This window comes from Mesorhizobium sp. M1A.F.Ca.IN.022.06.1.1, assembly GCF_003952605.1.
In the GTDB taxonomy this organism is placed as follows: Bacteria; Pseudomonadota; Alphaproteobacteria; order Rhizobiales; family Rhizobiaceae; genus Mesorhizobium.
This window is the reverse complement of the sequence record NZ_CP034455.1, coordinates 826,144-852,028: the sequence shown is the minus strand read 5'-3', so window position 1 is coordinate 852,028 and position 25,885 is coordinate 826,144. Positions and strand designations below refer to the sequence as shown.

The window sequence follows — 25,885 nt, the reverse complement described above, 5'->3', positions numbered from 1 at the left end:
GAAATTGAGGATATCGGGCGCTCAGCGTCTGCGCCCGCCGCGCCGCTTTGGCTCGGCCGGCTCCGCGGCCGGCGGCTCGCCCGGCAGGCCCAGCCGGTGGCGTTCCTCCTCGGCGAAGGCTTCGGCTTCCGCGTGGATGTTGAACAGTTGATGGGCCAGCCGGCCGCCTTCGACGACGCGCACCAGCCATTGGCCGTTGATGAATTTTACGCGGACACTGTCTGGTTCGCCTGCCACCATGTGCAGCTCCAGCTCGTCGCCCTAAGAATTGCATCCTCGAACAGCAATACGATTTAACGCACGAAGGGTCGCCGCAAGCAACCGCTTATTATCCTCAGCAGGAGAATAGTTGCAAGGCACGAGCACACTTGATGTCGAAAATACAGATTTCCGGTAAGGGCCGTTCAAAATGGATAAAATCCAGACACTGAAAGCTTGAAGGACACCCTAGGTAGAATTCGACTTCGATGCGGCGCCCGGTCCGCGCAACGATACGCCTCTCGAGCGCTTTGGAGCGATTGTGAGCGCGTGCAGGTCCACCGCGGCAGCAGCGCTGGTTACGGACCCATCGGTGGTGTGGAGGGCTTGCTTGCAAGGCGCGCCGACGGCCCGGCAGCCTGGGGGGGTGTTTTGGGTTCGGCGGCCGGGCCTGACCGGAGTTTGCGAGCCTGCCGGCTACTTCGAACATGCGCTTGTACTAATGCAAGGGCAAGAACGACCTAGGCCCTAGGACCAAAGCAGTGGGAGGGGCGCAAACGGCCGAATACGAGCACCGGCCCGCGCGAGGCTCCGGCCCGCCTCCACAGAACATTTGCCCAGCATCAGAAACCGAAGAACTGCTTGCCCACGAGGTAGCCCAGCGCCACGACTGCCAGCGGGAACAGCGCCGGCGCTATCCTGCCGAATGGCGAGGATCTTATCTCGCCCGCAGGGGCGTTGGGCTTGGCGTTGCCGAGGTTCTTGGTCATGGGTCCGTTACCGGAATTCGCTGCCGGGTGACCAACAATATTAGAAAGCGCTGATTAATTTTCTCACAATTCGATTGATGCAATTTGCAGCTATCGCCGGTAGTCGCTCTTCGCCCGGGGGTGCGCTTCCCGCTTCCTTGCCGATACCGTCAATGTCGGACCGGGCGAGCGTTCTACCCGCCTGGGAACCCTTCCCGCCCTCGCCAGGTTGATATGCGAGGCGAACCACCATGCTAGATAGGCCCCCTGCCGAAAACCCGGGAAGGACCCTCGCCATCGTGCTGGCGGTCGGCCTCACCATCATCGCCTTGTTCTTTATCGGCTTCAGATATTCGGAGCGCGATCAGGGAGCCTTGATCGTGCCCGGAACGGTGCAGGGCAGCAAGTGATCGAGCCGAAATCCTTGCCTGCTGCTAGGGCGCGGAAAAGGCTGTAACACTTTGATTTGCCTATCATCCCCTTCAAATCTTTTAGTTTCGGGATCATACGCCAGGGGAAGAAACAGGTTTTCCGAAACGTTTATCGAACAGGCAACGGTCAGCGCTTGGCGCCTGCCAAGGCGCGCTCATGAGCAAGGAACCCCTCCGGCAACAGCGCGCACCGCGCCGAGGCCCAGGGAGACAGTACATGTCCGCTAACGCCTACATCAACCGGATCGCGACGGCGGTTCCCCAGCATGAAGTCCACCAGTTCTACCTGCGCTACGCGGCCTCCATGCTCTGCAGCGACCGCAGGAAACTATTCGAACGCATGGCCGGGCTTGCCGGCATTGACCACCGCTTCTCCTGCTTTGCCCCGGCTCTCGACCCCGAAGGGCCGTCGGTCGATCTCGGCGGGATCTTCAAGCGCGGGGCATTTCCCGGGACGGCCGCCAGAATGGCTATGTTCGCAGAGGCCGCCCCCGCGCTGGCGCAAAAGGGCGTCGACGGGCTGCATCTCGGCAACGAGGCTTCGCGCATCACACACCTCATCGTCACCACCTGCACCGGTTTCTCCGCGCCCGGCATCGACCTCGACCTGGTTCAGCGCTGCGGCCTTGCGGACGGCGTCGAACGCACGATGATCGGTTTCATGGGCTGCTACGCTGCGGTCAACGGCCTCAAGCTTGCACGCCACATCGTACGCTCCGATCCGGGGGCAAGGGTACTGCTGGTCAACATCGAGATCTGCACACTACACATCAGGGAAACCACCGAACTGGAAAAGCTGCTCTGCTTCTGCCTCTGGGGCGACGGCTGCGCTGCGAGCATCGTCACCGCCGAGCCGCCCGGCATCGAGCTCGACTCCTTCCGCTGCGCCGTCGCGAACGAGCAGCGCGAACTGATGACCTGGGATATCCGTGACCAAGGTTTCGACATGGTTCTTTCCGGCAAGGTACCGGCCGCTGTCCAGGAAGCCCTGCGCAGCAACCGGGACGCGATCCTCGGAGGCCGGGCGCCGGAAGCGATCGACCTCTGGGCTGTGCATCCCGGCGGCCGCAGCATTCTCGACGCCGTCGAAAGGGCGTTTGAACTCGAGCCCGCCGCGCTCGAGCCGTCGCGCGAGGTGTTGCGCCAATATGGCAACATGTCGTCGCCAACCGTCATGTTCGTGATGGAGAAGATGCTGAAGAAGCCGGGCGGGCTGCTCGGCTGCGGCATGTCGTTCGGGCCCGGGCTGACGGCCGAGACCATGCTGTTCAGGACCGTTTCATGAGTGCGCTCGCTGAACGCAGCCTCGTTCCGGAAATCCTGGACGGGCTCGCGGCCGACGATGCGCGGGCAATCCGCTCGCGCCGCGATCTCGCCCGCATCAACGCGCTGATGTTCCAGGCGCCGATCATGGCCTCGCTCATGCGGAAATTTTTGACGAGGCCGCCGGGCCGCATCCTGGAGATCGGCGCCGGTGACGGCACCTTCATGCTCAAGGTGGCGAGGCGCATGGCACGCGATTGGCGCCAGGTGGAGCTGACGATGCTCGATCGCATCGGCCTCGCCACGCCGAAGCTCGCGGCGGATTTCGCCGGGCTGGGATGGACGATCGAAACCATCACCGCAGATGTCTTCGATTGGGCGGAGAGGGCGGATGGCAGGGCCTTCGACGCGATCACGGTCAACCTGTTCCTGCATCATTTCAACGATGCTGCACTGCTTCGCCTGTTCTCGCTATTGCGGCCCAAGGCGCCGCTCATCCTGGCGACGGAACCGCTGCGGGCGGGCTTTGCACTGGTCGCGGCCCGGATTCTGCCGGCAATTGGCGTCAACGACGTCACGCGACATGATGCGGTTGAAAGCGTCCGCGCCGGCTTTCGCGGCCACGAGCTTTCCGATCTTTGGGCTGCCGCCGGCGGCAACCCGCTCGAGGAACGGCGCGCAGGGCCTTTCTCGCATGTCTTTGTCGGGGCCTCGGCGATCCAGGTCGGGGATGCGCCCAGGGATAAGCCGTGAAGCGCGCATCCACCCACGATGCGATCATCATCGGCGCCGGCCCGGCGGGCACGTCGGCGGCGCTGGCGCTCGCCCGGCGCGGATGGGCTGTCGCGATCGTGGAGAAGAGCGCGTTTCCGCGCCGCAAGGTATGCGGCGAATACATCTCGGCAAGCAACCTCGCGCTCCTTGACCGGCTGGGTATCGGCGATGCTTGGCGCGGCGAGGCCGGTCCGGAAATACGCCGGGTCGGCCTCTTTTCCGGCAATGCCAGCATCGAGGCGCCGATGCCGGGCGCGCGATCCAGACCCGCGGCAAGAAACGGCTTCGGCCGCGCGCTTGGCCGCGACATACTGGACACGCTGCTGCTCGACGCGGCCCGCTCGGCTGGCGTGGAAGTGTTCCAGCCCTGCCGTGCCGTCGCCATCGAAAGGGATGGCGACCGCCAGGCGGTGCGGATCCAGGCTACAAGCGGCAGTCCCGGCGAGGAGGGGATGACCCTGCGGGCATCGGTAATCGTCGCTGCACACGGTTCGTGGGAGCCGGGGCCGCTGCCGAGCCAGCTCGGGAAGCAAAGCCGCTCCTCGGACCTGCTCGGGTTCAAGGCACATTTCACCGGGTCGGCGCTGCCGCCCGATCTGATGCCGCTGCTCACTTTTCCCGGCGGCTACGGCGGCATGGTGCTCGCCGACCGTGGCCGCCTATCGATCTCGTGCTGCGTTAGGCGCGACGTGCTTGCCCGGCTGCGCGGCAGCCTTGCCCGCGAACGCGGCGGCCATGTCCCGGCGGCCGAAGCCGTTGAGCGTCACATCATGGCGACATGCCGGGGCGCGCGGGACGCGCTGGCGGATGCCCGTCTCGATGGTCCGTGGCTCGCCGCCGGTCCGATCCGGCCGGGCATTCGCGCAGGCTACGAAGCAGACATCTTCCGCGTCGGCAATGTCGCTGGCGAGTCGCATCCGATTATCGCCGAGGGGATATCGATGGCGCTTCAGTCCGGCTGGCTTGTGGCTCAGGAACTCGGCGGGGCGGCGAGCGGGCGGGCGGGACGGGAAGCGGCCGGCAAACGCTACGAGGCGGTCTGGCGAAGATTATTCTCCACGCGGGTCCTGGCCGCCGAAGCCCTGGCTCGGTTAGCCCTCGGCCCCGGCGGCGCCGCGTTGATGGAGGCAGTCGTCCGCAATTTTCCATGCACGCTCACCTTTGGAGCGCGGCTCAGCGGCAAGACGAAACCTGTCCCCGGTTTGGCCGATGCGCGCCTGGCTCGATAGGTTGGCCTAGAGTTCAGCCACGATGATGTCGACTGAATTTTGGCGGCGACCTCACCGCTGCCGTGCCTGTCAGCAATCACCGAAGTGGCGTAATCCGTTGCTGCTCCAGTTTTGCCGATCCCTGGCTTGGATTTCGTTGCGAAGAAGAGTGCCGTGACAATAAGCCACCGCCGGGATGCGTGGCATTGGATCACGCGCGACAAGAGCACACTATCGTTCAGCTCGCTTTCGACTCGAGCCCACACTGGCATACGCGCCTATAGCGGTGCGTGAATTCCGTCCCGCGCAGCGCAGTCGGGTTATGGAACATTCCGGCTCAACCGGAGTTTGCATATATCCGGCTTTCTGCCGCCGAGCCCCTGATGCGTTGTGATGTGGCCTGAGGGCGGCGCTCGCCACGCCTCGAGGAGGCCCTACGATGGTCCAGCACACGATCCCTCGCAATCCGCACAGCACGGCAAGCATTGCCGGCCATCCTGTTCATGCAATGCTGATACCGTTCCCGATCGCCTTCTTCGTCGCGACCTTCGTTTGCGACCTTATCTTCTGGCGAACCGGTAATCCGGGCTGGGTCACCGCTACGCTCTGGCTGCTGGGGGCAGGTCTGATCATGGCCGTGCTGGCGGCTCTTGCCGGCTTGACCGATGTTCTGGGGGACACCCAGATCCGCAATCTCCAGGACGCATGGCTTCACGCCGGCGGCAACGTGGTCGTCGTTCTCATCGAACTCTACAACTGGTACTCGCGATATGCCGACGCGGAGGCAGCGGTTGTGCCGGTCGGCCTTGTCCTGTCGCTGATCGTTGTCCTCATCCTTCTGTTCACCGGCTGGAAGGGTTGGGGAATGGTCTATCGGCATCACGTCGGCGTTGCCGACGATCCGGACCAAATGCGCTGAATGCGCCCGTTTTTCCGGTGATTGAAGCAGCTCCAGGATTTCGCTGGAAGCTGTGTAAGAACAATCAGTTGGATTGGGCAAGCGATTCAAAAGTTGAACAACTCCAAGGCGCCCCGCGACGTTGGCCGACGGAAGCGGGTTCAGCTTGAACAGTCCGATCTACGACTACGACGGAATCGATAGGCCGGCCGGAAAGGTGTAGGATGCCTTGTCGTCCGCACCCAGACGAGGCACACGGACGCTTGAAAGAGTAGATCGCGCTTTCGCCCATGTAAGGGGCAGGGAGGCGTCATGGCTTTCACCAAACACAGCGGAATATTCACGCCAGTCGAGCTGGAGCTCCTCCAGAAAGTATTCGATCAGTTGTGCAACGATCGCCGTCTGGCGTTAAAAGACGGGGACCAAAGAGAACAGCTTGCCTCCGACGTGCTCGAAGCCTTCCAAAACGGCTTCAGCGCCGAAGCGGAGTTGTTGCAATCGCTTGCGGAGCGCCGCACCGCACCGTCGCGACGCAATCCGGCTCGACAGCTCCGTCCTTGATTGTCTGGCGCGGCGAAGGCTGTCTTCCCGCATCGGGGTTGACGTTGCGATCTGCCGCCCTGGAAGAGATGCCGCAGCTGGTCGCGCCAGGCTGTTCCTGCCGTTTTTTAACCTCAATCCGTTCTTAGCTGGCGATCGCCCGAAAGGGTAGAACCTTCGCGCTTGCTTGACTCGGCCCGCAAAAACGGGCAGCAGAGCAGCTGAGGGAGAGCATTTTTACCGTGGCGGAGACCATGGAGGGCTCTTTTTTCGTATGGACCGTCGCCACAATGGCGATTGGTGGAGGGATTGGTTAACCATCTTTGTCCATCTTTTGAATCAATCGGCAACAGACGCGTGAAGGTGCAGGGGGCACCAGGCGAGCTGTAATCGTGACGGGTGCCAGGTCCGCAAACCGGCACGCCGATTGAGAGTGGTCGTATGGCGTTTTTGCGTTTGAAGAACCGGGGTGACGCTCCTGAAGAGGGGGTAACTTCGAAGAAATCTGGTGGTCATCGTTGGGTTGTAGTGCCTGCTGTCGGCGCTGCCCTGGCCCTGTGGTCGGTCGCGACCATGGCCGGCCTCTATTCCGTGAGTACCTCGCTCACCGCCGCCTCCAACGGATTGCCGCAGAGCATGCTTGCGCCGCGCAGCATCGTGCTTGGCGACCAGCGCCGCAAGGTCGCGAACGCCTGGGCGCCGCGCCTTGCCGCGAACGGCGCGCACAAGACGGGCTCGCTCACCCGCGGCTGCGATGCCGGCTGCCTCAGTCTCGCAGCCAGCTTTGCGAGCTCCACGCCAAACCCCTCCAGCTTGGTGCATGACGGCAAGGCCGCGCGGCTGAAACCGGCACCGGATAGCGTATCGCATGAGAAGGTTGTCGCGGCTTCCGCCGCGGACGTCGCCGACCGTTTCGACAGCGTCATCAAGCGCGCCGGGCTTTCGCCGCAGAAACTGGCCGATGCCTTCCGGCGCGCCGAGAACGCTCCGGTCCTGCTGGCGAGCTTGCCGTCGGCAAGCCGCTTCGGCGGCGCGGCCGACAGCGGTTCGGCCCGGAGTGGGCTGACCTTGAGCGGCCCGGCCGAGTCACGCTTTGGCGGAAATCAGGTCGACGTTCAGCGCGCGTCCGAACTGGCGCTGGCGCTTGCCAATGTCATGCCCGAAGAGACGGTCGACGTGCCGACCGCCGTCGCGCTCGCCAGCGGCGACGCGCCTGAGATGACGGCCGGCGCTTCCGGCGACGACGGACAAGCTGAAGTGCAGGTCGCTTCGCTGCCGCCGCAGGATGATTTGCCCGACAGCATCGCCGTGCCTGGTTTGAGGCCGCGCACCGCCCTCGGGCGCGCGACGGAAGCGCCTGAACAGAATGCCGCGAGGAAGCCGGAACCGGCCAAGCCGCAGGCAAGCCAGGCGGCAAGGCCCCAAATTGCCAAACCGGAGTCGGCCAAACCGCAGCCGGCCAAGCCGCAGCCGACCGTTGTCGACTCCGCCGAAGGTGCGCAGACGCCGCGCTCGCTGAGGAGCTCCGACCAAGCGCTTCCGGGTGTGCAGGGTGCGAAGCCGATTGAGGCCGCGCCGGCCAAGCGCAGCAAGGCGCAAGCCTCCGAGATGCTCGCCTACGCCAAGCCGGACACGCCCGAGCGCGGCGGTCTCGGCAACGCCTTCAGGGGTCTGTTCAACAGTCCTTCGACGGGCAATGGCGTCGCCGTCTATGACATCTCGACGGCGACGGTCTACATGCCCGATGGCTCCAAGCTGGAGGCGCATTCGGGGAAGGGCGCCATGGCCGACCAGCCGCGCTTCGCCAACCGCAAGAATTCCGGCCCGACGCCGCCCGACACCTACAATCTGTCGCTGCGTGAATCGCGCTTCCATGGCGTCGAGGCCATCCGGCTGACGCCGACCAGCGGCAGGAACAAATATAACCGCAACGGTCTGCTCGCCCATACCTATCTGCTGCGCGGCGCCCCAGCCCAATCCAGCGGCTGCGTGGCCTTCAAGGATTATGGCCGCTTCCTCTCTGCCTTCAAGAAGGGGAAGATCAAGCGCCTGGTCGTTGTGCCGCGCCTGAACGGGTCGCCCACCCAGGTCGCCCAGGAAGGCCGCCAGGGCTGACCCCGCCCGCCACTATGCCGGCAGCAGCTTGTTGCCGGTAGGCTGCCTTTGATTTCTTGACGGTTTGCGGTCCTTACCGCCGTTGACGCGCGGCGCGGTCGACGCACGCGCTTGATGTCTTCGCCACGTCTCTTGCAACAGCGGCAGTGACCGGTTCCATCGAATTGCGGATGAGGAAAGGGAGAACTCCCTCTCCCAGAAAGCATATATGGCGCAGCCCGGGCTTGCGGCAAGCCCCCGGCAATGCCGTATGTACGCTGCCCTTGACCTCAGTTTAGGAAAGGGAGTTTGCATGCGGATTTTACTGTCGACTTACGGTTCGCGCGGCGATGTCGAGCCGGTGGTGGCGCTGGGCGAGCGACTGCAGGCGCTCGGCGCCGAGGTGCGGGTGAGTGTCCCCGGCGATGAAGAATTTGCAGCGCTGTGCGCCCGTGCCGGTGTGGAGCTGGTGCCGGCCTTCGCACCGGTGCGCGAATGGGTAAAGGAGATGACGCGGCGCAGGGCATCGGAATCGCCGAAGGACGTGGCCGCGCTGATCTCCGGCCAGGCGGCCGAGATCCTCGCCAGGCAATACGATACGCTCATGGCGGCCGCCGAAGGCTGCGATGCCGTGGTGGCCTGCGGCCTGTTTCCGTCCTGTGCCGCCGCGCGGCTTGTCGCCGGGCAGCGGCACATGCGCTACATCCTTGCCACCTTCTGTCCGATCTGGCTGCCGTCGGCGCACAACCGGCCGCATGAATATCCGGGACATCCGCTTCCAGCCGGGGTAACCGACAACCGGCTGCTGTGGGAGACGGATATCGCGACCAAGAACGCGCTGTTCGGCCAAGCGATCAACAGCTGGCGCGCGTCGCTCGGATTGCCTGCGGTGGAAAATGTCCGCGATTATGTCTACGGCGATCCGGTCCTGCTCGCCTGCGACCCAGCGCTCGGGCCGTGGCTGCCTTCGGACCTGACCGATGCCAGGCAGACCGGCGCCTGGATCCTGGCCGACGAGCGGCCGCTGCCCGACGGGCTGGAGGCATTCCTCGAAGCCGGCCCGCCTCCGGTCTATGTCGGCTTCGGCTCCATTGCCGTGGCCAAGGAGGCCGGCCGTGCGGCCATCGAGGCGGTCCGCGCCAAGGGCCGGCGCACGGTGATCGCGCGTGGCTGGGCCGAGCTTGGCCTTACCGACGACCGGGACGATTGCTTCGCCGTCGGCGATGTCAACCAGCAGGCGCTGTTCCGCCGCGTCGCCGCGGTCATGCATCACGGCGGTGCCGGAACGACCGTCGCCGCCGCGCGGGCAGGAGCGCCGCAACTGGTGGTGCCGCAGATCGGCGACCAGCCGTACTGGGCGCGGCGGGTGGCCGAGCTCGGCATCGGCGCAGCTCATGACGGCCCGGTTCCGACAGCGGGGTCATTGTCGGCGGCGATGGAGACGGCGCTGGCGCCCGAAACCCGCATCCGTGCGAGCGAGGTTGCCCGTTCGGTCCGCGCCGACGGCGCGGCGGTGGCGGCGAAGCTTTTGATCAAGATGTTCGGTCGTGCCTGACCTTCACTGCGTCAGTTCCGCCAGCGCCCTCTGCAGGGGCGCCGGCGAGACCTGGATCGGGCCGGAGAAGGGGCTGTCCATGTCGACGATCAGATAGATTGCCGCGGCCACCAGCGCCCCGGACATGAGGCACGTGAAGATGATGGTTCCATTGCACGGTGCTCGGAAGCCGAAGCTGGCGAAGATCAGCGTCAGCCAGGCAACGAGCAGCGCGATCAGCGGCGCGGGGATGGCACCCTCGGACTGCTCGGCCAGAATCCAGCGCTGCGCGATCACCTTCTGCAACTGCTGCGTCGCCGCCTGTTGCATGGCGGTCTGCCTGGCGTTCGCAGGGGTCAATCCGCCCACGATATCGCCGACCTGATTGAGCAGCAGTTCCGACAGCCTGTTCGGGGCGACCGTCGTGTCGCTGTCGGCGGTCGAGGTATCGACGACGCGCTGCACATAGGCGGTGAGCGATTGCCGGGCGCCGTCCGCCTCCGGTCCATAGTGTCGGAGCGTTCTGTCGAGCAGAATGAGATCGGTGGCGAAGGTGTGGACGTTGACGTTGATGGATTCGAACGTGTTCTTGGCCGAGTTGATCATCAGGCCGAGGACCAGCGAGGACATCACCATGAAGAGGTTCGCGGCGAGCCGCACCACCGCGCTGGTATCGTCGCCAAGGTGGTGAGCAGGGAAGCGCTCATGCACCATCAGGCTGACCAGCGACGCCCCGGCCAGACAAGCAAAAATCGCCGCCCCTATAAGCACTTCGCCCATAGCTGATATTGCGCACGGGAAAGGACGGTTGCCAATTGGGTGGAGGTGGTTGAATCAAAGCGGAAGCATACAGGCGTATGTGGTTGTTCGCCAACGATGCTTTCTGGCTCGTCGTCATGTGCAGCGGAGCGAAGGGCAAAAACCGCTTCCAATGCCGGCCGAAGACGCTATCTATTGCGCCGGGCGGCTCCACCCTCTCACCATCACGAGGCAATCCATGACAATTCGCGCTGTCGTCTGGGGCGAGAACATCCATGAGCGGACCAATGAGGTGGTCGCCGGCATCTATCCGGAAGGCATGCACACGGCCATCGCCAACGCGCTCAACGCCGACAAGGCGATCTCCGCCTCGACCGCGACGCTGGAGCAGCCGGAGCATGGGTTGCCTGAATCCCGCCTCGCCGAGACCGACGTGCTCGTCTGGTGGGGTCACAAGGACCATGGCGCGGTGGCCGACGATGTGGTCGAGCGCGTCGCACGCCGCGTCTTCGAAGGCATGGGACTGATCGTGCTCCACTCCGGCCATTTCTCGAAAATCTTCAAACGGCTGATGGGCACGCCCTGCACGCTCAAATGGCGCGAGGCCGGCGAGCGCGAACGGCTCTGGGTGACGAGCCCCAGCCATCCGATCGCCGAAGGCATCGGCGAATATTTCGAGCTCGAGAACGAGGAGATGTATGGCGAGCAGTTCGCCGTGCCGGAGCCGCTGGAGACAATCTTCATCTCCTGGTTCCAGGGCGGCGAGGTGTTCCGCTCAGGCCTTACCTACCGGCGCGGCGCCGGCAATGTCTTCTACTTCCGCCCGGGCCACGAAACCTATCCGACCTACCACGACGCGACCGTGCACAAGGTGCTGCGCAACGCAGTGAAGTGGGCGCACAACCCGCAGGGCAGGAATTCCGCCATCCTCAAAGCACCCAACGTGCCGGTGGAGAAGGCGCTGGAGCCGATCGTCGAACGCGGCGGCAAGCTGCATGCGCCCGGCGAGGCTGGTTTCCGCTAAACCGTTTTCTGTTTGGGATTGCGTACAAGCAACAATTAGATCGCCCGCCTCATATCATTGAATCGAACCAATTCCTCTGGAGGAGCAAAATGCGGCTTTTGATACTCGGTACCGGCTGGATGGCGCAGGAGCATGCCCGCCGCTTCGGCGCTATCGAAGGCGTCGACATCGTCGGTGCCGTTGATGTCGATCCAGCCCGCGTCGGCGAGTATGCCGACGCCTACAAGATCCCGAAGCGCTTCACCTCGCTGGAGGCGGCGCTCGACTGGGACGGTTTCGACGCGGTCGCCAATGTCACGCCCGACCGCATCCATCACCCGACCACCATGGCGCTGATCGCCGCCGGCAAGCCGGTGCTTTGCGAAAAGCCGCTGGCCGAGAATTTCGGCAAGGCAAGCGAGATGGCCGATGCGGCGGAAGCCGCCGGCGTCGTCAACATGGTCAACCTCACCTACCGCAACGTCGCGCCTTTGCAGAAGGCGCGACAAATGGTGCAGGCCGGCGAGATCGGCACGGTGCGCCACGTCGAGGCCTCCTATCTGCAGAGCTGGCTGGTATCGAAATTCTGGGGCGACTGGCGAAGCGACCCCAAGTGGCTCTGGCGGCTCTCGCGCGGCCACGGCTCAAACGGCGTGCTCGGCGACGTCGGCATCCACATCCTCGACTTCGCCAGCTATGGCGCCGCCCTCGATATCGACCACGTATTCTGCCGGCTGCGCGCCTTCGACAAGGCGCCGGGCAACCGCATCGGCGACTACCAGCTCGACGCCAATGACAGCTTTGCCATGACGCTCGATTTCGCCAACGGCGCCTTCGGCGTGGTGCATGCCAGCCGCTGGGCGAGCGGCCATCTCAACGAGCTCAGGCTGCGCATCTATGGCGACAAGGGCGGCATCGAGGTGGTGCACAATCTCAATGGCTCGATGTTGAAGGGCTGCATCGGTGCCAATGTCGAGGACGCCAAATGGGAAGAGCTCGACGCCGGCACCGTGCCGACCAACTACCAGCGCTTCGTCGAGGCGGTGAAAAGCGGCGTGCAGGCCGAGCCCAATTTCCGCCATGCGGCTGGTCTGCAGAAGGTGCTGGATCTGGCGGTGGTGTCGGACGAAAAGCGCGCCGAGCTGAGGGCCCACGCGGACACGCAGTGAGGCCGAAGCTGCCGATCTCCTCCCGCAACGGGCCCGCAACGGGGGGGGCTGTCATCACACAAATCTTTCAATCATTTCTTGAAGCCTTGATCTCGCCTTTCGTGATTTGATGCGGCCACAAAGCTCGGGAGGGTTCATTGACCGACTATATCGGGTTGCCGAAGGCCGAAGTGCACATCCACGTCGAGGGCTGCTTCGAGGCCGACGACGTGATCAGGAATTGCGAGGAGGCTGGCATCCCGCTGCGCGCGCCGCGCGACAGGCTCTTCGAGGCGCATGATCTGAAGAGCTTCCTCGAAATGCTCGACTGGCTGTGCGGCACGTTTCGTACGCGCGAGCAGCTGGCCATCACCGCCTATAAATTTGCGCGGCGCATGGCCAAGAGCGGCGTGCGCTACGCCGATGTCATCGTCAATCCGACTCACTGGCCGCACTGGCACCGGAACATCGCCGGCATGATCGACGCCTTCGATGCCGGGTTCGCGGCGGCCGAGCAGGATGGATACCCGCCGGTCGGGCTCTGCATCAGCCTGCTGCGCACCCAGTCGGCCGAGGACGCCATCGAACTGGTGGAGTTGCTGAGCAGGATCAGGCACCCGCGCGTCGTGGCCCTTTCGATCGACGGCAACGAGGCGGCCGCCGGGCGCACCGGTCCGCGCTTTGCCGAGGCGTTCCGCCGCGCCGCCACGGCCGGATTGCGACGCACCGTCCACGCCGGCGAGTCGAGCGGTCCCGAGGGCGTTCGCGACGCCATCGAGCTGCTTGGCGCCGATCGCATCGACCATGGCGTTCGCGCGATCGAGGAGCCGGCTCTGGTCGACCTGCTCGCACAGAGGCGAATTCCGCTCGGCGTCTGCCCGATCTCCAACATCGCACTCGGCGTCTATCCTTCGCTTGCCGAGCATCCGATCGACGCTCTGCGCAAAGCCGGCGTTCCCGTCTCCATCAACACCGACGATCCGGCGCTGCTCGGCACGACGCTCGAAGCCTCTTACGCCGCCTGCGCCGAGACCTTCGCCTGGGACAGTGAAACCATCCGCCAGCTCGCCGCGACATCGGTGCATGCGAGCTACGCCGACCCGGCGGTGAAGGCGCGGATACTGGCGGATCTGACGGCCTGGCAGGGGTAGGCGACGCTCGGCGGATAGGTGCTTTCACCACGCCGCCGAACTGCATAAGGTGCCGAGACTCGGTCGAAAGGAGCCAGCATGGTCACGCGACGCGCCGAATGTTCCTGCGGTCAGCTGTCGGCCACCTGCGCGGGCGAGCCGGTGCGCATCTCGGTGTGTCATTGCCTCGACTGCAAGCGGCGCACAGGCAGCGCCTTCAGCTACAATGTGCGCTTTGCCGAGGCCGATGTGACGATAGACGGGCGCGCGCTGCAGTTCACGCGCACCGGCGAGCAGGGCGGGCAGATAACCTACAGCTTCTGCCCTGATTGCGGGACCACAGTGCACTATCGCATCGACACGCAGCCCGGCCTAACTGCAATTCCGGTAGGGGCGTTCGCGGATCCGTCGTTCCCGCCGCCCTTCCAATCCTTCTACCACCGTAGCCGGCGCTGCGAATGGGTCGAGATAACCGCCAAGCCGCTGACGAAGTTCGGCTGACTTTTGGCCTTGGGTCCTCCCCAGGGGGCGAGGAGCCAAGTCAAGCCCGGCGATAGATCCTCACCGCCGCCTTCACCAGCGCCGCATTCCCGTCCGCCACCGTCCCATCAGGCAACTCCTTACCGTCCTCGAGCCCGACACGGGTCGAAAACTTCCGCGCCGCCGCCCGCTCGACGAAGGGCCACACGGTCGCGTTCTCGCCATGCAGCAGGATCGAGCGGTGAATGCCTTCGCGTTGCAGCAGCGTTTCGATGCCGTCGGCGACGGCAAAGGCCTCCTCCAGCGTCTGCTCGGAAATCTCGATCAGGACGCGCAGCACCCGGCGGCCATGATCGAGGCTGGCCAGCCTGAGCGCATCGCCGATCGACGCCAGCCCGGCCTCGATGCCGACGCCGCGGTTGCGCAACGCTTCCATCACTTCGGGCGCCGCCGCCTCGCTGAGATTGACCGAGGCGTAGTCGGGCAGCTCATGCCAGCCGGCGATGGCGGCAATCGTGCGCCTGTCGTCCTTCTCGATCCAGGCGCCGGTCGAAATGCCGATCAGCGTGCCGGGGCAGGCGCGGCGCAGCGCCGTCACCGTCCGGTCCATCGCTTCCGGGGCAAGGCTTTCCTGCCGGTCGGCGCCGCGCGCATGCACATGCAGTTCGACGGCACCCGCCGCAACCGAGGCCGCGCCGTCGCGTGCCATGGCATCCGGGTCGAGCGGCAGGGCGGGGTGGAAATCCGCGCCGCGGGCGCCGTTGATGCAGGCCTGGACGATCATGGCGGTCGATCCTGTTCAGGCGGAGTCTAGCGCAGGGGAGCATAGACGGGAAACGGAACCTGCGGGCAGGATCTTATCGACGCCGCGATCCTTCGCCGTAGAACTCGACTTTGGGCAATTGGCGGCGTGGAACGCCTTACCCCAAATGCTCCTTCCTCAACCTCTTCTTCATCCGCTCCAGCGCCGGCTGGCCACCTGCCGCTAGTTCCTTGGAAACCCGCGCCAAATCCTCATCCGCCTTTCGATATTTGCTGCCCCAAGCGCCAAGCGTGGCGAGTATCGGCAAAAGGTCGATGCCGGCCTCGGTCAGCCTGTAGATCGCTTTCAGCCTGTGGGTCGGGTCGTCGCTGCGGGTGAGGACGCCTTCGTCGACCAGGGTCTGCAGCCGCTCGGCGAGCGTGCGCGACGAGATGCCTTCGTCCGACTGCAGGAACTCGCGAAAATGCCTTTTCCCGGCGAAGGCCAGGTCGCGGATGATGAGCAGCGTCCAGCGGTCGCCGATGAGCTCGAGCGACAGGCTGATCGGGCAGCCGGACCTTTCCTTGGTCGACATGAAATTAGTTCCATTTGTAAATCACTTTTCAATTGACATCATTCCATTCGCGCGTCAAATGATTTCAAAAGTAAACCGTGGTTGGAGATGCGAGAGGACCGCGCAATGAAAAAGCTCATCCTGCAAATGCAGATGTCGGTCGACGGCTTCGTCGGCGCCGACGAGAACCGTCGTTGGCAGCTTTGGGAATGGGGCGACGAGAGCGACTGGGACGACGAGCTCAAGCAGGACTTCAATGCCGTGTTCGCAACCGTCGACACGATTCTGCTCAGCCGCAAGATTGCCGAGGAGGGCTACCTCAATCACTGGGGCAATGCGGCGAGGAAATTTCCGCGAGACCGTTTCTATGCCTTCGCCCAGCGTATCGTGACAGCTGACAAGGTGGTGCTGAGCGACAGGCTGAAGGCGTCGCGGTGGGAGCGTACCAGGGTCGCGAGCGGCGATCTGCCGCGCGAGATCAATGCGCTGAAGGCGGGCGAGGGCGGCGACATTGCCGTGTTCGGCGGCGCCGGCTTCGCCTCGGCGCTGATCGCCGCCGGGCTGGTCGACGAGTTCCAGCTCTTCATCAACCCGGCGGTGCTGGGTGCCGGCCGTCGCATCTTCGACCAGGCGGGCTTCGCCAAGCTGAAGCTCACCGGCTCGAAGGCCTATGCCTGCGGCATGGTGGTGAACCGCTACGCGCCGGCCGGGTGAGGCACTTGAATCAATCTGGCAGCACGCCGTCTCAACCGCTTGTTCGCTTGTCGTTTCCCGGCGAATTGCGAACCGTCAGTGCCATGCCTTATTCGCCTGGATGCGACGCCAGCGCGTTGGTTTCCCGATACCCCGCTTCATCGTTGGCCGCGGCGGCGAACCGCCGGGCTTCGTGCGACGTGAGACCGATGAGCGCGCGCCCGGCATGTTCGGCGGGCTTGTCATTGGCGATGTCGAACACCGCCCAACTATGATGAGGCGGTTCTTGCACCGCTACGAATCTCATTTGAGCCCCCGCTCTAACGAGATGCTAATGTAGCAGATGCTTTCTGTCGGTCTGTGACGGAAGCCACACAAACAAGACGCGTCCACCGATTATTTCGGCCGGGGAAGTCCGCAGTGAGCTTTTAGCCGCCCTACTGCCCGGCCTGGTCCGCGTCGGTCAGCGTGCCGAGGAAAGCGACGATGTCGTCGATCTCGGCGTCGGTCAGCGCCGGCTTCTCGCCTGGTTTCCTGCCGTTGAAGGGCGGGTCGGTGTTGAGGTTTCCCCAGTAGGCCTTTGGCAGATCGTCGAATTTCTCGACCGTGCCGTCCGCGTTCTTCGGATACCAGCGCCCCGGATCTGTGTCGCGAGTGGCGTAGAAGGCGACAGCCTCGCGCAGCGAGTGGACATAGCCGTTGTGGAAGAAGCTTTTGCGCAGCGCGACATTGCGCAGCGTCGGCGTCTTGAACAGGCCGCAATACTCGCTCCGGCCCTTGAAGTCGGCCCGCAGCGGCCCGCACAGCCCGAGGTCGAGATAATTGGGATCGGCGTTGGCCGGGATCGCCTGGTTGCGCGGCACGGCGATGGCGATCAGGCCGTAATCGGTGAATTGCGGCGGCTCGCCGTCATTTGCCGGCTCGCTCAGATGGCAGCTCGCGCAATTGCCTTTGTTTGCGTCCTCGAACAGCGCACGGCCGCGCAACTCCTGCGCGGTCAACTGCGCCTTGCCGGCAAGGAAGGCGTCGTAGCGGCTGGAATAGGGGTAGAAGTCGGCGCTGCTCTGCTCGAAGGTGCCGAGCGCCTCGACCGCCGCGTCGAAGGCATCCTGCTGATGGTCGAAAATATCCGCGCCGAACGCCGCCTTGAACGCGTCGGCATAGGGCGCTTTGCGCAAGGCGGTGACCACGGCGGCTTCATCCTTGTTGCCCATCTCGAACGGCGACAGCAGCGGGATCCTCGCCTGGTCCTTGCCGTGGTCGGCGCGCCCGTCCCAAGTCAATCCGCCGGTCGGGCCATTGTCGACGCTTTCGTCGCCCTCGTCCTCGGAATCGTAGAAATGCTCGGTGAAGGCGGGCGCCGCCTGCAGGTAGCGCAGCGACGGCACCGCGCGCAGGCCAGGCCGGTCGAGGTTCGGCCCGCCCATCTCGACCGGCGCGGCGGAGGCCGGACCGAAGGCGTGGTTGGGATCGTGGCAGGACGAGCAGGCCTGTCTGCCCGAAGCCGACAGCGATGGGTCGAAGAACATTTTTCGCCCGATCGCCGTCAATGCTTCGGCACGTGCGAAGGCTTGCGTGCGCGACATCGGGCCAGGATGGACGCCATCTGCCGGCTGGTCGGCGGCGGGCCAAAGAACAGCGACGGCGAGAGCGGCGAGCGTGGCAAATTTCCGTGGTGTCATGACCCTCAATCCCGTTTGCCATTGGCCCAGCAGCGCGGTGCCGCGGATTGTTGACTGGCGGAGGCAAATTGCCAAGCCGGAACGCGGCAGATCAGCCCTTCCACGGACCACCTCGCACGAAGAAAACCGCAGCTGTGCCCTGGATGGTTGCCGAGATAAATTCCCGTCCGCTATCAATGGCCTCCAAACCCGGACGATGGACTTTCGATGAGCGAGCTGAAGATCAGAACCCGTGCTACCGGCGCCTGCGCCGTGCTGCCGCCGGGCGGCTTGCCGGCGGTAACGACGCCGACCGGCGGCACGGTCGACGTGGTGACTGCGGTCAGCGCGCCGGGCTTCAACCCGCTCGACCTGCTCTATGCCTCCTTGGCCGCCTGCATGGTGCTGAGCGCCCGCATCGCCGCCACCCGCCTCGGCGTCGCCGACCGGCTTGGCGAGGTGAGGGCGGATGTCGGAGGCGAGAAGGCGAAGGACGAGCCGTCGCGGGTGGAAAGGTTCAATATCCGGTTGGAGATTGCCGGCGACCTCGACGCCGCGACCAAGCAGTGCATCGTCGAGGATGCCGAGACGATCTGCACCGTCTCCAACACGCTGCGCGGCGCGCCGGCGCTGCACGCGACGCTGGGGTGAGGGGCCGTGGCGCATCTCTCTGCGATCGACTATGCGACCGCCTCCGACGAAATCCGCGTCGAGCATGACCGGGAGCTTGCGCTGCGCGGCCGCTTGACCAACATGAAGCGCATCCTGCTTCACTCCCCGGCCGCGCACCGCATCTACGCCGAATGGTTCACGCTGCGCGATCTCCTGCGTCCGACGCTCGACGACCGGGCGATCTGGCTGTTTTCGAAGGCGATCGCCGAGACGATGCGCGCCGAGATCCCGGTTACCTTCTTCCGCCGCGCGCTGATCGACTTCGGCCTCGATCCGGACGCGATCGAACCCAGCCCGGACGAAGCGCTGCTGATGTCCTTCGGCAAGGCGCTCGCCGCCGACGCCAATGCCGTTGCCGACGAGACCTGGGCCGCGCTGAAGGCGCGCTACGACGAAACGCTGCTCGTCAACCTCGTCGCCTTCGCCGGCATCATGGTGGCGACCTGCGTCTTCACCAATGGAGTGAAGGTGGATCTCGATCCGGAACTGGAGGGGTACCGCCGGAACGCTTGAGGTGAAGGACCCCGGGGCTGGCCGTTGCCTTGCTCTGCCTGCTGCGCATAGACTGAGGCCGGGAACGGGCGATCGGGGGGACCTCGATGCGTTGGCGTGTGGGCTTGCTTGTGTTGGCAGCAGCGCTGCTGGCCGGATGTGTCGCCAATGATGTCGAGCCCATCAACACCCATGTGACGCAAGTCGGGCCTGGCTCGCCGGACTACATTCCCGATGCTCCCGCCGACGGGTCGACCGTGGTCGCGCTGTCCTTCTCTGGCGGCGGCACGCGCGCCACCGCCTTCAGCTATGGCGTGCTTCGGGCGCTCGACGATGTCGTGGTCGGCAGCGGCGGGCGAGCGCATACGCTGATCGACGACGTGCGCGTCGTCGGCGGCGTTTCTGGCGGTGCGGTGACGGCGGCCTATCTCGGCTACAAAGGGCGTGGTTATCGCGAGCTTCGCGAGCGCTTCTTGCTGCGCGATGCCGAGAGCTCGCTGCACACCGCCAAGCTCGCTCCGGCCAATCTGGCGCGGCTGTGGAAAGGCGGCGTCAACGACCGCAGCACCTTTGCCGCGTGGCTGGACAGGAACCTGTTCGACGGTGCCACTTACAGCGCCTTCAGACGTCCCGGCGCCCCGCTGGTCTGGATCCACGCATCCGACATCTACAACGGGACGGCCTTCGGCTTCACCTACGACCGCTTCGCGGCCATCTGCAGCGATCTCGACAAGCTTCGTATCGCCGATGCGGTGGCGGCCTCGGCGGCGTTCCCCGCGGTGTTCGCGCCGGTTGTCGTCTCGACGACCACGCCGACAACTAGATGCAACTACAAGCAGCCGGACTGGATCGAACGCGGTCTCAACGATCCGGAGGCACCGGAACGGGTCAAGGCCGCGGCTCGCGCCATGGAGTCCTACCAGAACAACGACCGCGTCAACTACATCAAGCTGCTCGACGGCGGATTGACCGACAACATCGCGGTGGTCGGCTTCGCGGAATCGCTCGACATCGCCGGCAGTCCGCACAGCCCGTTGTCGCCGCAGGCGGCGGTGAGGATGCGAACGCTGATCATGATCGTTGCCGATGCGGGCCGCAGGAAAGAACCCGACTGGGTCAAGGTCAAGCAGGGACCGGGCCTAGTCGACATGATCGACGCCACCGCCGGCACCTCGATCGCGTCCTCGGTGCGCGACGAATTCGATTCCCTCAAGCTCGAATTCCGGCTGTGGCGCGAAAAGCTGGTCAAATATCGCTGCAGCCTGCCGGCGGCGGTGGTAGCGCGCTACCGCGGCAACCTGTCCGGCTGGAAGTGCCGCGACGTCCAGATGGTGGTTGAACTGGTCTCCTTCGCCGACCTGCCGCCAGACGAGGCAGCCGCGCTGAACGTCATCCCGACCCGGCTGAGGCTGACGCCGGAGCAGGTCGAGCGGACCATCCAGGCCGGCCGCGACGCGGTGCGCCTCAACCCGCGCCTGCAGCAGGCATTCCGCCGCGCGCAGGGCCGCTCGAGCTTCGTTGCGGCTGGTTCGCCGTAAAGGTCGCGCCATTTCCGCAGGAATCGGGTGGCCGCCGCTTCGCCTCCGCCCCACTTTGATGGCATCAAAGGAGGCGCTCATGACCGTCCATTCCCTCAACACCAAACGCGCCGGACGCTCCGCCGAATCCCGTGTCGCCGCGCAGGACTGGCACGCGCTCGTCTCCGAGCTCAACGCCCAGGGCTGCGCTGTCGTGCCCGGCCTGCTTTCGCCGGAGGAATGCGCCGAAATCGCCGCGCTCTATCCGCACGAAGAACATTTCCGCAGCCATGTGGTGATGGCGCGCCATGGCTTCGGCAGGGGCGAGTACCGCTATTTCCGTTATCCGCTGCCTGATCTGATCGAGGGCCTGCGCACTGCGCTTTATCCACGGCTCGCCGGCGTTGCCAACGACTGGAACGAGAAGATGGGCGCCGCGCGCCGTTACCCTTCCGACCACGCCGCCTTCCTAAAGCGTTGCCACGACGAGGGCCAAACCAAGCCGACGCCGCTTCTGCTGCAATACGGCCCCGGCGACTTCAACTGTCTGCACCAGGATCTCTATGGCGCGCTCGCCTTTCCGCTGCAGGTGGCGATCCTGCTCTCCGAACCCGGCAAGGATTTCACCGGCGGCGAATTCGTGCTGACCGAGCAGCGCCCGCGCATGCAGAGCCGCGCCGAGGTGGTGCCGCTCAAGCGCGGCGACGCGGTGATCTTCGCCGTGCACAACCGGCCCGTGGAGGGCACGCGAGGTTACTATCGCGTCAACCTGCGCCACGGCGTCAGCCGCCTGCGCTCGGGCAGGCGACATACGCTCGGTATCATCTTCCACGACGCGAGGTGACACCCCTCCGAGGCGGCTTTTCTCGGCTCTACGTTCCAGGCCGCCGATAACGGATCGCTTTCGCCCTGCTTAGCGCGTCCATCGTCTCCTCGACGCTGAGGAGGACGGTGGTCTCGCAGGAGCTGAGTGCCCCTCCGGCACCGATGGCGATCACGACGGACGCCATCGAAACATTGTCCGGCGCCTCCCACAGGTTCCACCCGTCGTGTTCGCCGAACGCGTACCAGAACCCGTGCAGCTTTCCGCCGACCGATTCTATGTATGAGCTGGCTGCCTTGCGGCGATCCTCGGGGTTTTCGATCATTCGCGCCCAGGTCTCGGGCGTGTAGCTGAAGCGCGTCAGGTACATGGCCATGGTTGACCTCCCTTGCCAGAGCCCATCAAGTGGTTGGCTCCAGCACTAAGCGCTCGATCGGTCGGCGACGCCAATCAATTTCACCGCGGCTGGGTTCTGCCTCGAAGGAATAGCCGAGCGCGCGGATGCGGCGCTTCTGCCTCTTCCCTCCGCAGCCTCATTCGCGTATGCCCCGGGCAAATCCCGCCATCTCAGCGCAGTTTCCCGGACCGCCCCATGATCCGTCTCGAAAATATCGGCAAGCAGAACGGCCGTCAGATCGTCTTCATCGAAGCCTCGGCCGCCCTGCAGAAGGGCGAGAAGGTCGGCCTCGTCGGCCCGAACGGCGCCGGCAAGACGACGCTCTTCCGCATGATCATCGGCCAGGAGCAGCCGGACGAAGGCCAAGTCTCAGTCGATCGCGGCGTTACCATCGGCTATTTCAGCCAGGATGTCGGTGACATGGAGGGGATGAGCGCCGTCGCCGAGGTGATGGAAGGCGCCGGCCCGGTGAGCGCCGTCGCAGCTGAGATGCGCGAGCTCGAGCACGCCATGGGCGATCCCGACCGCGCCGACGAGATGGACGCGATCATCGAGCGCTATGGCGAGTTGCAGCACCGCTTCGAGGAACTCGACGGCTATGCGCTCGACGGCCGCGCCCGCGAGGTGCTCGACGGCCTCGGCTTCTCCCAGGAGATGATGGACGGCGACGTTGCAAAACTCTCCGGCGGCTGGAAGATGCGCGTCGCGCTCGCCCGTATCCTGCTGATGCGGCCCGACGTCATGCTGCTCGACGAGCCGAGCAACCATCTCGATCTTGAGAGCCTGATCTGGCTGGAGAAATTCCTCAAGGACTATGACGGCGCGCTGCTGATGACCTCGCATGACCGCGAGTTCATGAACCGCATCGTTTCGAAGGTGATCGAGATCGACGCCGGCGCGCTCACCTCCTATTCCGGCAATTACGAATTCTACCAAGAGCAGCGGGCGCTGGCTGACAAGCAGCTGCAGGCGCAGTTCGACCGCCAGCAGGCGATGCTTGCCAAGGAGATCGCCTTCATCGAGCGCTTCAAGGCGCGCGCCTCGCACGCCGCCCAGGTGCAGAGCCGGGTGAAGAAGCTCGACAAGATCGACCGCGTCGAGCCGCCCAAGCGTCGCCAGACGGTGGCCTTCGAGTTCCAGCCTGCGCCGCGCTGCGGCGAGGACGTGGCGACGCTGAAGGGCATCCACAAATCCTATGGCAGCCGCTCGATCTATGCCGGCCTCGACTTCCAGATCCGCCGCCGCGAGCGCTGGTGCGTGATGGGCGTCAACGGCGCCGGCAAGTCGACGCTTTTGAAGCTCGTGGCCGGCGCCTCCGAGCCGGATGAGGGCTCGGTGGCGCGCGGTCCGAGCGTCAAGATGGGCTATTTCGCCCAGCACGCCATGGAACTGCTCGACGGCGAGCGCACCGTGTTTCAGACGCTGGAAGACAATTTCCCGCAGGCCGGCCAGGCGCCGCTCAGGGCTTTAGCCGGCTGCTTCGGCTTTTCCGGCGACGAGATCGAGAAGAAGTGCCGCGTGCTCTCGGGCGGCGAGAAGGCAAGGCTGGTCATGGCGCTGATGCTGTTCGATCCGCCGAACCTTCTGGTGCTCGACGAGCCGACCAACCACCTCGACATGGCGACCAAGCAGATGCTGATCGAGGCGCTGGCGCAATATGAAGGCACGATGCTGTTCGTCTCGCACGACCGCCATTTCCTGTCCGCACTATCGAACCGCGTGCTGGAGCTCACGCCGGATGGCATCCACACCTATGGCGGCGGCTATACGGAATATGTCGCCAGGACGGGGCAAGAGGCACCGGGGCTGAGGGGGTAGGGCGGCGCTCTGACCTCCGAGCGTAGTAGCGTGGAGAAGCCTTGACCCGTCGGCAGGACAGAGGGGGGCGCGAAGGATCGCGACCGATCTCACCCTTGCGCCGCCTCCTCGTGAGAAGTCACGGCAGGATCCGGGCTTCGTGAGGCGCCCAACGCCCCACTACTCCCTCGCCAAACCGCGCTCGATCAGGCGAGCAAGCCGCGCCGAAAACGCCCTGGCATCGGCCGGCTTGTCGCCGTCCAGCACGCGCGCCTCGTCGTAAAGCAGATGCGCGGCGTCTTCCTTGAAAGCGCGCTCGCCGTCGCCGAGCTTCGCCAGCGCCGTGACGCGCTCGTGCCGCGGGTTGATCTCGAGGATCGGCTTGGCCGCCTTGTCGAGGCGGCCGGCGGCGTTGAGCAGCCGCTCGAACTGGCGGTCGGGACCGTGCTCCGGTGCGACCAGGCAGACCGCGCTTTCGGTCAGGCGGTCGGAGGCCTTCACGTCCGAGACCTCGTCTCCCAGCGCCGTCTTCACGAAGGCCAGGAAGGTCGCGATTTCGGACGAGATTTCGGCATCCGGCTTGGACGCGGTGTCGAGCAGCGGGATCTCCGACAGTTCGGCCGCGCCCTGCGTCACCGATTTGAACGGCTTGCCGTCGAATTCCGGCGCCATCGTCGTCCAGAAACTGTCGACCGGATCGGTCAAAAGCAGCACTTCGATGCCGCGCGCCCGGAACCCTTCGAGCTGCGGCGAGACCTCGAGCCGGGCGCGGTCTTCCCCGGCCATGAAGAAGATCGCCTTCTGCCCTTCCTTCATCGCGGCGACATAATCGGCCAGGCTGCGCAGCGTCTCGCCGGAAGCGGTCGAGCGGAAGCGGGCGAGCTTCAGCAGCTGCTCGCGCCGCTCGTAGTCCTCGTAGATGCCTTCCTTGAGCACGACGCCGAAATTCTCCCAAATCTTGGCGTAGGCCTCGGCAGCGTTATCGGCGAGTTTGCCAAGATCGCCGAGGACGCGGTTGGTGACACCCTTGCGGATCGCGGCGAGCAGCGGGCTTTCCTGGATCATCTCGCGCGAGACGTTGAGCGGCAGATCGGCGGAATCGACCAGGCCGCGCACGAAGCGCAGATAGCGCGGCAACACGTCGGCATCGTCGGTGATGAAGACGCGCCGCACGTAGAGCTTCATACGACCCTTGCGGTCCTGGTCGAAGAGATCGAACGGACGCGAGCCCGGCACGAAGGCAAGCGCGCTGTATTCGTGCCGACCCTCGGCGCGGAAGTGGATGGTGGCGGCCGGCTCGTCATACTGGCCGGCGATGCTGCGGTAGAAGTCGGTATATTCCTCGGGCTTTATGTCGCTCTTCGGCCTCACCCAGAGCGCCGTGCCGTCGGCGACATCGCGCGGCTCGGCGCCCGGCTTCTCAACAAGCGTGATCGGCACCGGCACGTGGCCGGACTGCGACTTCGCCAGCCCTTCGAGCCGGTAAGGCGTGGTGTAGGAACTCGCATCGTCCATCAGATGCAGCACGACGCGCGTGCCGCGCCTGGGAGCTGCCGCAAGCGGCACGGGAGCGATCTCGTAGGTGCCCTTGCCGTCGGAAGACCAGCGCCAGGCTTCCTCGCTGCCGGCCTGCCGGCTGATGACATCGACATGATCGGCCACCATGAAAGCGGAGTAGAAGCCGACGCCGAACTGGCCGATGAGTTGCGAGTCCTCAGTCGCCTTGTCGGCCTCGACGCGCTCGATGAAGGCACGGGTGCCGGAGCGTGCGATGGTGCCCAGAGCCTCGGCCATCTCCTCGCGGCCCATGCCGATGCCGTTGTCCTCGACGGCAAGCTGCTTGTTGTCGGGGTCGGCCGAAATGGTGATGCGCGGCTTTGCGTCCTCGCCCAGCAGCTCGGGACGGGTGATCGCTTCGAAGCGCAGCTTCTCGCACGCGTCCGCGCCGTTGGAGATCAGCTCGCGCAGGAAGACGTCCCGGTCCGAATAGACCGAATGCACCATCATGTGCAGCAGCCGCGAGACATCCGCCTCGAATGTCCTGGTTTCCGTCGTCTTGGTATCCGTCGTCATTCAGAATCTTCCCACATAGTAACTCTGGCCCGTCGCGCCGCGGCGTGTCGAAGCTGCCGATCTCCGCCGATGAGGGGAGATGTCCGACAGGACAAAGGGGGCGCGTCCCGCCAGCCGATCTGTCGCGGAGTGCTTTCTCGCTTTTCCGGTTCTTGTCAATTCAGAAGCGCGCCGTTTCCCTCGCGCTCCCTTTTGCCCCTGCCGACCAATCTCCCCCAATTGAACCCTGTCGGGG

27 protein-coding genes and 1 pseudogene are annotated in these 25,885 nt (G+C 64.9%); 18 read left to right on the top strand and 10 right to left on the bottom strand.

All coding sequences use genetic code 11. The features are described from left to right. Positions 1 to 21 precede the first annotated feature (21 nt). Together EJ078_RS04325 and EJ078_RS04320 are read right to left on the bottom strand one after the other, a co-directional pair. Positions 22 to 240, bottom strand: a complete 219-nt coding sequence (locus EJ078_RS04325) for a hypothetical protein (protein WP_066999287.1) — start codon at positions 238 to 240, stop codon at positions 22 to 24. Positions 241 to 821: 581 nt separating this feature from the next. After that, positions 822 to 968, bottom strand: a complete 147-nt coding sequence (locus tag EJ078_RS04320) for a hypothetical protein (RefSeq protein WP_082954140.1) — start codon at positions 966 to 968, stop codon at positions 822 to 824. A 230-nt stretch (positions 969 to 1,198) separates the two neighbouring features. On the opposite strand from EJ078_RS04320, the gene EJ078_RS04315 reads away from it, so the two are divergent. From EJ078_RS04315 to EJ078_RS04300, 4 genes are all read left to right on the top strand, one after another. Further along, positions 1,199 to 1,357, top strand: coding sequence for a hypothetical protein (locus EJ078_RS04315; protein WP_164748208.1), 159 nt, complete (start codon positions 1,199 to 1,201; stop codon positions 1,355 to 1,357). A gap of 238 nt (positions 1,358 to 1,595) precedes the next feature. Next, a complete protein-coding gene (locus tag EJ078_RS04310; protein WP_127215411.1) occupies positions 1,596 to 2,663 on the top strand; it encodes a type III polyketide synthase in 1,068 nt (355 codons plus the stop codon). Next, positions 2,660 to 3,394 carry a methyltransferase domain-containing protein gene (locus EJ078_RS04305; RefSeq protein WP_127215412.1) on the top strand — a complete coding sequence of 245 codons (735 nt, stop codon included), beginning with the start codon at positions 2,660 to 2,662 and terminating at the stop codon, positions 3,392 to 3,394. Before EJ078_RS04310 ends, EJ078_RS04305 begins: the two co-directional genes overlap by 4 nt. Further along, a complete protein-coding gene (locus tag EJ078_RS04300) occupies positions 3,391 to 4,644 on the top strand; it encodes an NAD(P)/FAD-dependent oxidoreductase (protein WP_127847249.1) in 1,254 nt (417 codons plus the stop codon). The genes EJ078_RS04305 and EJ078_RS04300 overlap by 4 nt, the downstream gene beginning before the upstream one ends. Positions 4,645 to 4,673: 29 nt before the next feature. Here EJ078_RS04300 and EJ078_RS30110 read toward each other — a convergent pair. Then, positions 4,674 to 4,827 (bottom strand): annotated as a pseudogene (locus EJ078_RS30110) (SAM-dependent methyltransferase); the annotation flags it as partial. A gap of 235 nt (positions 4,828 to 5,062) precedes the next feature. On the opposite strand from EJ078_RS30110, the gene EJ078_RS04295 reads away from it, so the two are divergent. From EJ078_RS04295 to EJ078_RS04280, 4 genes are all read left to right on the top strand, one after another. Next, complete coding sequence (locus EJ078_RS04295; protein WP_164747617.1) at positions 5,063 to 5,542, top strand: DUF2231 domain-containing protein; 480 nt, start codon at positions 5,063 to 5,065, stop codon at positions 5,540 to 5,542. A gap of 291 nt (positions 5,543 to 5,833) precedes the next feature. After that, complete coding sequence (locus EJ078_RS04290; RefSeq protein WP_179293627.1) at positions 5,834 to 6,082, top strand: hypothetical protein; 249 nt, start codon at positions 5,834 to 5,836, stop codon at positions 6,080 to 6,082. 507 nt (positions 6,083 to 6,589) lie between these two features. Continuing rightward, entirely contained in the window at positions 6,590 to 8,176 is a 1,587-nt protein-coding gene (locus tag EJ078_RS04285; RefSeq protein WP_245457051.1) for a tlde1 domain-containing protein, read from the top strand. Positions 8,177 to 8,468: 292 nt separating this feature from the next. Next, a complete protein-coding gene (locus EJ078_RS04280; protein ID WP_127215415.1) occupies positions 8,469 to 9,710 on the top strand; it encodes a glycosyltransferase in 1,242 nt (413 codons plus the stop codon). A 3-nt stretch (positions 9,711 to 9,713) separates the two neighbouring features. On the opposite strand, the gene EJ078_RS04275 is transcribed toward EJ078_RS04280, so the two are convergent. Next, complete coding sequence (locus tag EJ078_RS04275; protein ID WP_127215416.1) at positions 9,714 to 10,469, bottom strand: DUF4239 domain-containing protein; 756 nt, start codon at positions 10,467 to 10,469, stop codon at positions 9,714 to 9,716. 217 nt (positions 10,470 to 10,686) lie between these two features. On the opposite strand from EJ078_RS04275, the gene EJ078_RS04270 reads away from it, so the two are divergent. The 4 genes from EJ078_RS04270 to EJ078_RS04255 all read left to right on the top strand — a co-directional run bounded on the left by EJ078_RS04270 (position 10,687) and on the right by EJ078_RS04255 (position 14,230). Continuing rightward, a complete protein-coding gene (locus tag EJ078_RS04270; protein ID WP_067325446.1) occupies positions 10,687 to 11,472 on the top strand; it encodes a ThuA domain-containing protein in 786 nt (261 codons plus the stop codon). An 89-nt stretch (positions 11,473 to 11,561) separates the two neighbouring features. Beyond that, positions 11,562 to 12,620, top strand: a complete 1,059-nt coding sequence (locus tag EJ078_RS04265; RefSeq protein ID WP_067325422.1) for a Gfo/Idh/MocA family oxidoreductase — start codon at positions 11,562 to 11,564, stop codon at positions 12,618 to 12,620. 137 nt (positions 12,621 to 12,757) lie between these two features. Continuing rightward, positions 12,758 to 13,750, top strand: coding sequence for an adenosine deaminase (add, locus tag EJ078_RS04260; protein WP_067325419.1), 993 nt, complete (start codon positions 12,758 to 12,760; stop codon positions 13,748 to 13,750). 78 nt (positions 13,751 to 13,828) lie between these two features. After that, a complete protein-coding gene (locus tag EJ078_RS04255; RefSeq protein WP_095801529.1) occupies positions 13,829 to 14,230 on the top strand; it encodes a GFA family protein in 402 nt (133 codons plus the stop codon). Positions 14,231 to 14,270: 40 nt separating this feature from the next. Here EJ078_RS04255 and EJ078_RS04250 read toward each other — a convergent pair whose 3' ends face one another. Both EJ078_RS04250 and EJ078_RS04245 read right to left on the bottom strand, forming a co-directional pair. Next, positions 14,271 to 14,993, bottom strand: a complete 723-nt coding sequence (locus EJ078_RS04250) for a 3-keto-5-aminohexanoate cleavage protein (RefSeq protein WP_127215417.1) — start codon at positions 14,991 to 14,993, stop codon at positions 14,271 to 14,273. Between the two features lie 136 nt (positions 14,994 to 15,129). Continuing rightward, positions 15,130 to 15,546 carry a helix-turn-helix domain-containing protein gene (locus EJ078_RS04245; RefSeq protein WP_067325410.1) on the bottom strand — a complete coding sequence of 139 codons (417 nt, stop codon included), beginning with the start codon at positions 15,544 to 15,546 and terminating at the stop codon, positions 15,130 to 15,132. Between the two features lie 105 nt (positions 15,547 to 15,651). Here EJ078_RS04245 and EJ078_RS04240 point away from each other — a divergent pair, with 105 nt between their 5' ends. Continuing rightward, a complete protein-coding gene (locus EJ078_RS04240) occupies positions 15,652 to 16,239 on the top strand; it encodes a dihydrofolate reductase family protein (RefSeq protein ID WP_127215418.1) in 588 nt (195 codons plus the stop codon). A gap of 88 nt (positions 16,240 to 16,327) precedes the next feature. Here the strand turns inward: EJ078_RS04240 and EJ078_RS04235 are convergent, their stop codons facing one another. Beyond that, entirely contained in the window at positions 16,328 to 16,480 is a 153-nt protein-coding gene (locus EJ078_RS04235; RefSeq protein ID WP_164750452.1) for a hypothetical protein, read from the bottom strand. Positions 16,481 to 16,655: 175 nt separating this feature from the next. Beyond that, positions 16,656 to 17,900 carry a cytochrome-c peroxidase gene (locus EJ078_RS04230; protein WP_127215419.1) on the bottom strand — a complete coding sequence of 415 codons (1,245 nt, stop codon included), beginning with the start codon at positions 17,898 to 17,900 and terminating at the stop codon, positions 16,656 to 16,658. A gap of 207 nt (positions 17,901 to 18,107) precedes the next feature. On the opposite strand from EJ078_RS04230, the gene EJ078_RS04225 reads away from it, so the two are divergent. The 4 genes from EJ078_RS04225 (at position 18,108) to EJ078_RS04210 (ending at position 21,404) form a co-directional block, all read left to right on the top strand. Beyond that, positions 18,108 to 18,530 (top strand): OsmC family protein, encoded by a 423-nt coding sequence (locus tag EJ078_RS04225; RefSeq protein WP_127215420.1) that lies wholly within the window; start codon positions 18,108 to 18,110, stop codon positions 18,528 to 18,530. Between the two features lie 6 nt (positions 18,531 to 18,536). Next, positions 18,537 to 19,064, top strand: a complete 528-nt coding sequence (locus EJ078_RS04220; protein WP_127215421.1) for a hypothetical protein — start codon at positions 18,537 to 18,539, stop codon at positions 19,062 to 19,064. An 86-nt stretch (positions 19,065 to 19,150) separates the two neighbouring features. Continuing rightward, positions 19,151 to 20,581, top strand: coding sequence for a patatin-like phospholipase family protein (locus EJ078_RS04215; protein ID WP_128294488.1), 1,431 nt, complete (start codon positions 19,151 to 19,153; stop codon positions 20,579 to 20,581). 79 nt (positions 20,582 to 20,660) lie between these two features. Continuing rightward, on the top strand, positions 20,661 to 21,404 hold the full coding sequence (locus EJ078_RS04210; RefSeq protein WP_127216126.1) for a 2OG-Fe(II) oxygenase: 744 nt from the start codon (positions 20,661 to 20,663) through the stop codon (positions 21,402 to 21,404). 28 nt (positions 21,405 to 21,432) lie between these two features. Here EJ078_RS04210 and EJ078_RS04205 read toward each other — a convergent pair whose 3' ends face one another. Further along, on the bottom strand, positions 21,433 to 21,759 hold the full coding sequence (locus EJ078_RS04205) for a GYD domain-containing protein (RefSeq protein ID WP_164750533.1): 327 nt from the start codon (positions 21,757 to 21,759) through the stop codon (positions 21,433 to 21,435). Between the two features lie 216 nt (positions 21,760 to 21,975). Here EJ078_RS04205 and EJ078_RS04200 point away from each other — a divergent pair, with 216 nt between their 5' ends. After that, positions 21,976 to 23,598, top strand: coding sequence for an ABC-F family ATP-binding cassette domain-containing protein (locus tag EJ078_RS04200; RefSeq protein ID WP_095824639.1), 1,623 nt, complete (start codon positions 21,976 to 21,978; stop codon positions 23,596 to 23,598). Between the two features lie 159 nt (positions 23,599 to 23,757). Here the strand turns inward: EJ078_RS04200 and htpG are convergent, their stop codons facing one another. After that, a complete protein-coding gene (gene htpG, locus EJ078_RS04195; protein WP_127216125.1) occupies positions 23,758 to 25,650 on the bottom strand; it encodes a molecular chaperone HtpG in 1,893 nt (630 codons plus the stop codon). Positions 25,651 to 25,885 lie beyond the last annotated feature (235 nt).

Coding starts and splice junctions, on each gene's coding strand:
- EJ078_RS04240 (WP_127215418.1), top strand. CDS start 15,652: ATGAAAAAGCTCATCCTGCAAATGCAGATGTCGGTCGACGGCTTCGTC.
- EJ078_RS04275 (WP_127215416.1), bottom strand. CDS start 10,469: ATGGGCGAAGTGCTTATAGGGGCGGCGATTTTTGCTTGTCTGGCCGGG.
- EJ078_RS04290 (WP_179293627.1), top strand. CDS start 5,834: ATGGCTTTCACCAAACACAGCGGAATATTCACGCCAGTCGAGCTGGAG.
- EJ078_RS04250 (WP_127215417.1), bottom strand. CDS start 14,993: ATGATCGTCCAGGCCTGCATCAACGGCGCCCGCGGCGCGGATTTCCAC.
- EJ078_RS04280 (WP_127215415.1), top strand. CDS start 8,469: ATGCGGATTTTACTGTCGACTTACGGTTCGCGCGGCGATGTCGAGCCG.
- EJ078_RS04230 (WP_127215419.1), bottom strand. CDS start 17,900: ATGACACCACGGAAATTTGCCACGCTCGCCGCTCTCGCCGTCGCTGTT.
- EJ078_RS04315 (WP_164748208.1), top strand. CDS start 1,199: ATGCTAGATAGGCCCCCTGCCGAAAACCCGGGAAGGACCCTCGCCATC.
- EJ078_RS04210 (WP_127216126.1), top strand. CDS start 20,661: ATGACCGTCCATTCCCTCAACACCAAACGCGCCGGACGCTCCGCCGAA.
- EJ078_RS04270 (WP_067325446.1), top strand. CDS start 10,687: ATGACAATTCGCGCTGTCGTCTGGGGCGAGAACATCCATGAGCGGACC.
- EJ078_RS04205 (WP_164750533.1), bottom strand. CDS start 21,759: ATGGCCATGTACCTGACGCGCTTCAGCTACACGCCCGAGACCTGGGCG.
- EJ078_RS04245 (WP_067325410.1), bottom strand. CDS start 15,546: ATGTCGACCAAGGAAAGGTCCGGCTGCCCGATCAGCCTGTCGCTCGAG.
- EJ078_RS04255 (WP_095801529.1), top strand. CDS start 13,829: ATGGTCACGCGACGCGCCGAATGTTCCTGCGGTCAGCTGTCGGCCACC.
- EJ078_RS04310 (WP_127215411.1), top strand. CDS start 1,596: ATGTCCGCTAACGCCTACATCAACCGGATCGCGACGGCGGTTCCCCAG.
- EJ078_RS04325 (WP_066999287.1), bottom strand. CDS start 240: ATGGTGGCAGGCGAACCAGACAGTGTCCGCGTAAAATTCATCAACGGC.
- EJ078_RS04225 (WP_127215420.1), top strand. CDS start 18,108: ATGAGCGAGCTGAAGATCAGAACCCGTGCTACCGGCGCCTGCGCCGTG.
- htpG (WP_127216125.1), bottom strand. CDS start 25,650: ATGACGACGGATACCAAGACGACGGAAACCAGGACATTCGAGGCGGAT.
- EJ078_RS04305 (WP_127215412.1), top strand. CDS start 2,660: ATGAGTGCGCTCGCTGAACGCAGCCTCGTTCCGGAAATCCTGGACGGG.
- EJ078_RS04320 (WP_082954140.1), bottom strand. CDS start 968: ATGACCAAGAACCTCGGCAACGCCAAGCCCAACGCCCCTGCGGGCGAG.
- EJ078_RS04265 (WP_067325422.1), top strand. CDS start 11,562: ATGCGGCTTTTGATACTCGGTACCGGCTGGATGGCGCAGGAGCATGCC.
- EJ078_RS04215 (WP_128294488.1), top strand. CDS start 19,151: ATGCGTTGGCGTGTGGGCTTGCTTGTGTTGGCAGCAGCGCTGCTGGCC.
- EJ078_RS04200 (WP_095824639.1), top strand. CDS start 21,976: ATGATCCGTCTCGAAAATATCGGCAAGCAGAACGGCCGTCAGATCGTC.
- EJ078_RS04295 (WP_164747617.1), top strand. CDS start 5,063: ATGGTCCAGCACACGATCCCTCGCAATCCGCACAGCACGGCAAGCATT.